This window comes from uncultured Caballeronia sp. (assembly GCF_964243625.1).
GTDB lineage: Bacteria > Pseudomonadota > Gammaproteobacteria > Burkholderiales > Burkholderiaceae > Caballeronia.
This window is the reverse complement of the sequence record NZ_CAXTGZ010000265.1, coordinates 1-8,092: the sequence shown is the minus strand read 5'-3', so window position 1 is coordinate 8,092 and position 8,092 is coordinate 1. Positions and strand designations below refer to the sequence as shown.

Here is an 8,092-nt window from a genome sequence, read left to right as displayed (position 1 = left end):
GCCAGTTTCACTTTCATAGCGTTCATATGCTTCTGGAAGCGCGCCCCGGCCGCGTATGGCGTGCGGATGAAACGCGTGAAAACAAGTTTGTTTTCATTGGCCGCGATCTGGATATGCCACGTCTTCGGAAAGCGTTCGCAGATTGTCTTTGCCCGTCGTGAATCTCTAACCTCAAGGAGCCTGCAATGAAAAAGTCTGAAGCGTTCACGCTTAGCATCGGTGTCCTGGCTGTTGTCGACACTTATGTCACCGCCACCGTTTTTCCAGTCCCGGTATGGGTGACGTTTATCGCGTGGGCGTCGTTCTTCGTGGTCGGCGGCGGGCCAGCCGGGTTCGTTCAGAGCGTTGCATCGAACCTGGTCGGGCTTGTCATTGCATCGCTCTCGCTGCTCGCGATCGCAAGCTCGGCACAGACACCCATCATCGCCGCTATATGCGTAGGCGTAGGCAGCGCGGCAATGGTGCAGGCATCGAAGCTCAAGTTGCTCAACGTTCTACCTGCGGTGGTGTGGGGCTTTGCATCGACGGTCGGCACCACGGTAGCAACGGGCAAGGCCATCACGACTGCGGGCATTCACAATCCTGCGCTCGTCGCCGCGGCCGCGCTGATTACCGGTGCGCTGTTCGGCATCGTCTCGGAAGTGCTCGGCGATGCGCTTACGCGCAAGCCCGAACCGCAGCTCAACTGATTTCACGGAAAGGAGAGTAGAGAATGAAACTCCAGCACAACCTCGGCGGACTCGAGAATCTCGGCCCGGTGAATGTGGAAACGAATGTGTTCGTGCAGCCATGGGAGAAACGCATCTTCGGCATCCACACCGTGATGATGGCCGAGAGCACGCACCTCGCTGACGCGCTGCCACGCTATCCCATCGCCGAGTTGCCCACTGCATTCAAGAACACGTGGACATGGGCGTCCCTGCGTACCGGCGCCGAAGGGATGCAGCCGTTCGAGTACTTCAAATATCGTTACTACGAGAAGTGGCTGATGGGCATTTCGCAGTTTTTCATCGATGAAGGTTATGTATCGGCTGACGAGCTCGACGAAAAGACTCGCCATTTCCGCGCTAATCCGCAAGCTGCACTTCCGGATCAACCCAACCCAGCGATCGCCACGCAAATCAACGCGTATCTGGTGAAAGGCGACTCGGGCTTCCACGAGTTCAAGGAGGCGCCGCGTTTCGCAGCAGGCGCGCGCGTGCGCGTGGCCGACCCCGACGCGGTGGATCACACGCGGCTGCCGGGGTATTTGCGCAACAAGGAAGGAACGGTGGATCTCGTTTATCCCGGCGCATTTTCCTACTTCGTGTCGACGGGACCAGACGGAATCGGTCACGCGATGCCGGTGTATCGCGTGGCGTTCGATGCGGCGGATATCTGGGGCAAGGAGAAAAGCGAGCCCAACACGACCATCTACGCCGATCTGTTCGACGCCTATCTGCTTGCCTCCGACTGACATCTTCACCATGAGCCAGGAACCGACAACATGAGCGAACTATTCAAATACGACGATGAACGCGAAGCCGCGAGTGCAGCAAGGGTTCGCGCGCTGGAGGCGCTGCTGATCGAGAAAGGTGTGCTCGGCAGCGATTCCGTCGACACCGTGCTCGGCCATTTCGAAACGATTGCGGGACCGTTCAACGGCGCACGCATCGTGGCGCGCGCCTGGGTGGACCCGGCATTCAAGCAACTCCTGATAGACGACACACCCCAAGCCATTGCGTCCATGCAACTCCCGCAAGGCATGGATGGCGCCGAAGGCGAGCACATGGCGGCGGTCGCAAACGGCAACGGCGTGCACAACCTGATCATCTGCACGCTGTGCTCGTGTTATCCATGGCCGGTCCTCGGCTTGCCACCGTATTGGTACAAGGACCCTGTGTTCCGTGCACGCGGCGTGCGCGAACCACGTGCGGTGCTGCGCGAATTCGGCGTTCCTGTCGCGCCGGAAACGGAGGTCAAGGTCTGGGACAGCAGCGCGCAGATCCGATGGTTCGTCATACCCGAACGACCCGCCGGAACGGACGGCATGAGCGAAGATGAACTGGCTGCCCTCATCACGCCGGAAGCGATGATGGGCGTGGCGCTCGTGCCTTCGCCATTATCCGCAGCATCGGTTGCGGCCTGATCATGTTCACGCGCTTCGAGGAATACGCCGCGTCGAGCATGCTCGGCCAACCTGATTCGCCGCCACGCCTGCAAGGCAAGTTTCTCTTCGACAAACCCTGGGAACGCGAAGTCTTCGGCCTTGCGCTGTCGTTATCGAAGGCCGGTTATTTCGAATGGGAAGCCTTCCGGCAGAACCTGATCGAATCCATTGCGCAATGGGAGGACGGCTATTGCGAGGGGCAACCGCGCTGGGACTATTACGAACGCTTTTTTGTCGCACTGAAAAAAACGCTCATAGAGACAGGCGTGCTGTCGGCTTCCGAAATGGCGCAGATCGATGCGGTATTCGCAGATGCCGGCGCCTGAGCGATCACTTATTCACATCCGGGCTCACGCCCTCTGGAGATTCACATGATGAACGAAGCTGTACTCGATCCGATTGCACTCCCCTCGCCGCTACCCGTTCGCGAACTGATGCCGTGGGCCATTTTTGGCGGCCTGATCATGCTTCTTGCCATCTACTTTGTCGGCGCGGAAGAAGGCGCTACATCGTTGGTTCCGGGAATGTACGTGCATGAATTTGTCCACGACGGCCGGCATTTGCTCGGCTTTCCCTGCCACTGACAAGGAGCGTCCCATGGTCGGTAAATTATTGGTGCGCGGCATGCTTGCGGGAATCGCCGCCGGCTTGCTGACTTTCAGTTTTGCAAAGATCGCAGGCGAGCCGCAAGTCGATCAGGCGATATCGTTCGAGCAAAAAGCGGATGAAGCCAAAGGCGAAGCGCCCGAGCCCGAACTCGTCAGCCGTCACACGCAGGCGGGCATCGGATTGCTCACGGGAGTGCTTGCGTATGGCGCGGCGATAGGCGGATTATTCGCACTAAGCTTTGCCGCGATGATCGGCCGGGTCGGCAAGCTTGGCGCGAAACCATTGTCCGCACTGATCGCGCTCGGCGGCTTCGTTGTCCTGGTCGTTGTGCCCGGGATCAAGTATCCGGCTAATCCACCATCGGTCGGGGACCCGGAGACGATCGGCTTCAGGACCGGTCTCTACTTCCTGATGATTGCCATTTCCCTGGCAGCGATGGTGTTTTCGCTTGGCGTTCGACGCGCTGCGCTAAGTCGGCTTGGCGCCTGGAACGCGTCTATTATTGGCGGTGCACTATTTGTCGTGGTCATCGCCGCCGTGCAGATTGCGATGCCCGCAATCAATGAAGTGCCAAGCGCTTTCCCCGCGGTGCTGCTCTGGAAATTTCGCCTGGCGGCCTTCGGAATGCAGGTGATCATGTGGACTGCGCTGGGGCTTTTATTCGGAGCCCTCGCAGAGCGAAGCCTGCACAGCGTGTCGTCGCGGCAAGCCATGCCGCGGGCTTACTCAAACGGTTAGTCGTCGAATCCTGGGACTGCGTATGCGCAAGATCACCGTCGCTATGGTGTTGTTTCCCGGCTTTCAGTTGCTTGATATCGCAGGCCCCAAGGATGCGTTCGCCGAAGTTCGCATCCTGAGTCACGGGGAATGCGAGTACGAGATGCTGACAGTCGGGACCACTCGCGGTTCCGTACGGTCATCGAGCGGCCTCACGGTCGTCCCCGACAGGACGATCTTCGACCCGTGCCCGCAGTTCGATACGGTCATCATCCCTGGCGGCCTCGGCATCTTCGAAGTGCTGGAAGATTCCACGCTTAGCGAGTGGCTCGTCAGGCAACGCCGTCTCAGCCGCCGTATCGCCGCGATTTGCAACGGCGTCTTCGCGTTCGGTGCGGCAGGCATGATCGACAACCGTACCGTCACCACTCACTGGATGGACGCAGCGCGCCTCGCCACCATGTTCCCGAAGGCGAATGTCGAACCCGACCAGATCTATGTCAAGGACGAAGGAATTTATACGACTGCGGGCGTGACAGCGGGTATCGACCTGGCGCTGGTGATGATCGAGGAGGACTTCGGCAAAAAGATGGCGCTGGATGTCGCCAAGTATCTGATCGTGTATGTCCGGCGCGCGGGAGGTCAATCACAGTTCAGTCCGCTGCTCGAAACCCAGGCTGCGGCCGATTCGCAGATCCAGCCCGTCAGGCAGTACCTGCTCGACAATCTTCATCTGCCGCACACCATGACATCGCTTGCCCAGCGGCTGAACATGAGCGCGCGCAATCTCTCACGGGTTTTCAGCAAGGAATGTGGCGTCAGCCTTATCGCGTTTCTCAACGACGCACGTATCGATGCCGCCCGGCGTTATCTCGAGAGCACGGACCACGCCGTATCCGTGATCGCGCGGCGCTGCGGCTTCGAAAACGCCGATACGCTCAGGCGCACATTCAGCAAGCGCCTGCATATCAGTCCGATGGAATACCGCCAGCGGTTCCGGTCCAACGATCTGGGCAATGCCGAAAGTGGTTCGAAAAGGGACCGGGTGTCCGAGAAGGTTTGATCAGCGGGTACGGCCACGCGGGGCGACGAGCGGCCCTGTTCCATTCATTTCGCGCTAGCATGCATTCCACTGAATTGATGACCGGAAGGCATGCCAATGAGCTTCGACGAAAAAATACTGAACGGCATGGGCGTATTGAGTGCGATCGTCAACAGCGGCAGTTTCGCCGCTGCGAGCGAGGCGCTCGACATGTCGCAGTCCGGCGTCAGCCGTTCCGTTGCGCGACTCGAAGCGCGGCTCGGCATCAGGCTCTTCGACCGGACCACGCGTTCGGTGACGCTCACCGACGAAGGCCGCCGTTTCTACGAACAAATCGTGCCGTTGCTGAGCGGGCTTGAAGAGGCGGCGGCATCGGCGTCGCTTGGCGCGAGCGCCGTGCGCGGACGCTTGCGTGTGAATATCGATCCGTTTTTCTCGCGTCTCTTTCTCGGGCCGCGGCTGGGTGCGTTCGTCGAGAAGTATCCGGAACTGCAACTCGATCTGATCACGCGCGATCAACTCGGCGATATGGTCGCCGACGGTTTCGATCTCGCCGTGCGCTTCGGCGAACCGCGCGAGTCTGCACTGATCGCAAGGAAGCTGCTCGATACACGCATCATCACGGTGGCGTCGCCAGGGTACATCAAGAAGTACGGGCGGCCACTCGCACCTGTGGACCTCGAACGCGAGCCGCATACCTGCATCAACTTTCGCGACCCCGAAACGGGCCGGCCGTTTCCGTGGGAGTTTCATCGCGGGAAGAAGAAGGTCGTCATCGCAGCGCGCGGCCGGCTTAGCGTCAACGACGTCGGCACCATGCACGGCGTGTGTCTTGCGGGTCATGGCATTGCACAGGTGCTGGCACTCGGTGTCGAGCAGTTGCTCGCAAGCGGCCGGCTGATCGACCTGTTTCCCGACTGGGCCGATGAAACTTTTCCGCTTTATGCGGCTTATCCGTCGCGTCATCATTTGCCGGCGAAGGTCCGCGCGTTTTTTGATTTTCTCGTGTCGCTGACCGGCGTGCCGCTCGAGGACAACGCTTAGCCACTAAAAAATCTTCCACGTCCGCCTAAGGATTTATTCCGTCTCCCGACAAAAAATATTCGCGCGATCACGGAATAATCCACAAGCTTGATCGTTTAGGTGCTCCGTCGAACACCAGTCAAGACGATTATTAGTTAGGAAACCCTATATCATTCCGGTGGAAATACTTTGGAATAAATCATTCGATGCGCGCGTTCAGAGTGAGACGTTCGGACGCTTGAAGGAGACAGGCAACCGGCTGCGGAGGCAGACGGCGCCCGTCTCCGGCGAATCCATGTCGTCTGCCGGCCGTGCTTTCAAAAAAGAAGCGACCGGCGGACATCACTCATACGCGCCAAGAGGAAAATTCCAATGAAACTTAAGCAAAAGCTTGCCTTGTCCGTGATGCTTGGACTCATCGTTGCAACGCTCGCAGCATGTGGCGGCAGCGATTCCAACTCGAACAACAACGCGGCGGTGACGGGTCCATTCAAGACCACGTTGCTCGTCTCCGACGGCAGCACGCCGGCCGCTCATACCGACGCCAATCTGCAAAACGGCTGGGGCATCGCGTTCAATCCGACGGGTGTGATGTGGGTATCGGACAACGCCACGAGCAAGTCCACGCTGTACGACGGCAACGGCGTGCCGCAATCGCTCGTGGTCAGCATTCCGGCCGCTGCGAACGGCCGCGCGGGAGGCCCGACCGGCATCGTGTTCAACACGAGCACGGACTTCCAGATCAGCGCGAACGGCGCCACGAGCAACGCGCTGTTCATGTGGGCGACGGAAGCGGGCACCATCGCGGGCTGGTCGCCCAAGGTCCTGCCGACCACTGCTGTCATCGGCTTCGATGACGGCGCCGGCGCCGCGGTCTACAAGGGCCTCGCAATCGGCAAGAACGCGACGGGCAATTTCCTGTACGCGACCGACTTCCACAACAACAAGGTCGATGTCTTCGACAAGACTTTCAACAAGGTCCAGCTTGCCGGCAGCTTCCAGGACCCGTCGCTGCCTGCGGGTTTTGCGCCGTTCGGCATCAACGTGACGGGCACGACGGTCACCGTAACGTATGCGAAGCAAGGCACCGATGGCTCTAGACAGGTCAACGGCGCAGGCAACGGCGTGATCGATACCTTCGATACCGATGGCCACTTCATCAAGCGCATCGCCTCGGGCGGCGCGCTGAACTCGCCCTGGGGTATCGCGATGGCGCCGGCCAATTTCGGCGCGGTGAGCAACGACCTGCTGATCGGCAACTTCGGCGACGGCACCATCAACGCGTTCGACCCGACAAGCGGCGCGTTTCTCGGCGCATTGACGCAGGCGGACGGCACGCCGATCAGGCAAACGGGCATCTGGGGCATGTCGTTCGGCAATAACGCCGCAAGCCAGCCGACCAACACACTGTTCTTTGCAGCCGGTCCGAGCCCGGCCACCGGCATTTACGGCCGTATCGATGCGCAGTAAGCAGAGCGGGAACCGTCGTTGCCGCCGACAACCGGCGGCAACGATTTACCCCAAACAAATATTACCGTTTTACCTGCACAGCCTGAAAAGGCCCGTCAATCAACGGTCTTGAGATTTACTATCGGGGCTTTCACTAACTCCCATATTTTTTTGGCTTGGTAACCTGCTGCGATTCTGTTGCGGACACAATCCGCGGAATGCAAGCCGTCCGGCGGTGAGGGGCCTCGCGCCGGACGAACCTGGACACCAACCTGTCCAGGACGTACTGACCACCTTTGGAGTAAAAACAGTGAAAAAACTGCTCGCGGCTTTGACGATCTCTCTGCTTGCCGTCACATCGATCACCTCCGTCACCGCCAATGCGAAGGATTACTCGACCATCCGTTTCGGCGTCGACGCCAGCTACGCCCCGTTCGAATCGAAAGGTCCGGATGGCAAGCTGGTCGGATTCGACATCGATCTCGGCAATGAAATCTGCGCGCGCCTGAAGGCGAAGTGCGTATGGGTGGAAAACGACTTCGACGGCATGATCCCGGCGTTGAAGGCCAAGAAGTTCGATGGCGTGCTTTCGTCGATGTCCATGACGCCGCAGCGCGCCGAACAGATCGCTTTCTCGAGCAAGCTGTTCAATACGCCGACGCGCCTGATCGCGAAGAAGGGCAGCGGCATCCTGCCGACGGCTGATGGCCTGAAGGGCAAGACGGTCGGTGTGGAACAAGGCACCATCCAGGAAACCTATGCCAAGACCTACTGGGCATCGAAGGGCGTGACGGTTACGCCGTACCAGAACCAGGACGGCGTGTATGCCGACTTGCTGGCTGGTCGTCTGGACGCAGCGCTGCAGGATGCAGTGCAGGCTGACGTGGGCTTCCTGAAGACCCCGCGCGGCGCCGGTTATGACTTCGTAGGCAAGGATCTGGTCGATGAAAAGATTCTCGGCAACGGCGCGGGTATCGGCCTGCGCAAGGAAGACACCGACCTGAAGGCACAGATCGACAAAGCGATTGCCTCGATCATCAAGGACGGTACGTACAAGAAGCTTGAAAAGAAGTACTTCGACTTCGACGTGTACGGCAGCTAAG

The 8,092-nt window shown here is 59.5% G+C and carries 11 protein-coding genes; all 11 read left to right on the top strand.

Features of this window, described 5'->3' with window-relative positions:
• Positions 1-26: 26 nt before the first annotated feature.
• Entirely contained in the window at positions 27-161 is a 135-nt protein-coding gene (locus tag ACFFAR_RS18255) for a GTP-binding protein (RefSeq protein WP_375508227.1), read from the top strand.
• 24 nt (positions 162-185) lie between these two features.
• Positions 186-689, top strand: coding sequence for a DUF1097 domain-containing protein (locus ACFFAR_RS18250; RefSeq protein WP_062003336.1), 504 nt, complete (start codon positions 186-188; stop codon positions 687-689).
• Between the two features lie 23 nt (positions 690-712).
• Entirely contained in the window at positions 713-1,456 is a 744-nt protein-coding gene (gene nthB, locus ACFFAR_RS18245) for a nitrile hydratase subunit beta (protein WP_174362846.1), read from the top strand.
• Positions 1,457-1,486: 30 nt separating this feature from the next.
• Positions 1,487-2,128 (top strand): nitrile hydratase subunit alpha, encoded by a 642-nt coding sequence (gene nthA, locus ACFFAR_RS18240; protein WP_375508226.1) that lies wholly within the window; start codon positions 1,487-1,489, stop codon positions 2,126-2,128.
• A 2-nt stretch (positions 2,129-2,130) separates the two neighbouring features.
• Positions 2,131-2,475: a nitrile hydratase accessory protein gene (locus ACFFAR_RS18235; protein WP_062003339.1), complete on the top strand. Its 345-nt coding sequence runs from the start codon at positions 2,131-2,133 to the stop codon at positions 2,473-2,475.
• Positions 2,476-2,523: 48 nt separating this feature from the next.
• On the top strand, positions 2,524-2,733 hold the full coding sequence (locus ACFFAR_RS18230; protein ID WP_062003739.1) for a CbtB domain-containing protein: 210 nt from the start codon (positions 2,524-2,526) through the stop codon (positions 2,731-2,733).
• A 13-nt stretch (positions 2,734-2,746) separates the two neighbouring features.
• The gene (locus ACFFAR_RS18225; RefSeq protein ID WP_174362848.1) at positions 2,747-3,496 is read left to right on the top strand and encodes a CbtA family protein; all 750 of its coding nucleotides are present in this window, start codon (positions 2,747-2,749) and stop codon (positions 3,494-3,496) included.
• A gap of 22 nt (positions 3,497-3,518) precedes the next feature.
• Positions 3,519-4,538, top strand: coding sequence for a DJ-1/PfpI family protein (locus tag ACFFAR_RS18220; RefSeq protein ID WP_174362849.1), 1,020 nt, complete (start codon positions 3,519-3,521; stop codon positions 4,536-4,538).
• A 96-nt stretch (positions 4,539-4,634) separates the two neighbouring features.
• Positions 4,635-5,561: a LysR family transcriptional regulator gene (locus tag ACFFAR_RS18215; RefSeq protein WP_062171536.1), complete on the top strand. Its 927-nt coding sequence runs from the start codon at positions 4,635-4,637 to the stop codon at positions 5,559-5,561.
• Positions 5,562-5,912: 351 nt separating this feature from the next.
• A complete protein-coding gene (locus ACFFAR_RS18210; protein ID WP_174362850.1) occupies positions 5,913-7,010 on the top strand; it encodes a TIGR03118 family protein in 1,098 nt (365 codons plus the stop codon).
• A gap of 289 nt (positions 7,011-7,299) precedes the next feature.
• On the top strand, positions 7,300-8,091 hold the full coding sequence (locus ACFFAR_RS18205) for an ABC transporter substrate-binding protein (RefSeq protein WP_375508225.1): 792 nt from the start codon (positions 7,300-7,302) through the stop codon (positions 8,089-8,091).
• Position 8,092 lies beyond the last annotated feature (1 nt).

Bases quoted from the DNA above. Each gene is read 5' to 3' on its own strand.
- ACFFAR_RS18255 (WP_375508227.1), top strand. From the start codon at position 27: ATGCTTCTGGAAGCGCGCCCCGGCCGCGTATGGCGTGCGGATGAAACG.
- ACFFAR_RS18250 (WP_062003336.1), top strand. From the start codon at position 186: ATGAAAAAGTCTGAAGCGTTCACGCTTAGCATCGGTGTCCTGGCTGTT.
- nthB (WP_174362846.1), top strand. From the start codon at position 713: ATGAAACTCCAGCACAACCTCGGCGGACTCGAGAATCTCGGCCCGGTG.
- nthA (WP_375508226.1), top strand. From the start codon at position 1,487: ATGAGCGAACTATTCAAATACGACGATGAACGCGAAGCCGCGAGTGCA.
- ACFFAR_RS18235 (WP_062003339.1), top strand. From the start codon at position 2,131: ATGTTCACGCGCTTCGAGGAATACGCCGCGTCGAGCATGCTCGGCCAA.
- ACFFAR_RS18230 (WP_062003739.1), top strand. From the start codon at position 2,524: ATGAACGAAGCTGTACTCGATCCGATTGCACTCCCCTCGCCGCTACCC.
- ACFFAR_RS18225 (WP_174362848.1), top strand. From the start codon at position 2,747: ATGGTCGGTAAATTATTGGTGCGCGGCATGCTTGCGGGAATCGCCGCC.
- ACFFAR_RS18220 (WP_174362849.1), top strand. From the start codon at position 3,519: ATGCGCAAGATCACCGTCGCTATGGTGTTGTTTCCCGGCTTTCAGTTG.
- ACFFAR_RS18215 (WP_062171536.1), top strand. From the start codon at position 4,635: ATGAGCTTCGACGAAAAAATACTGAACGGCATGGGCGTATTGAGTGCG.
- ACFFAR_RS18210 (WP_174362850.1), top strand. From the start codon at position 5,913: ATGAAACTTAAGCAAAAGCTTGCCTTGTCCGTGATGCTTGGACTCATC.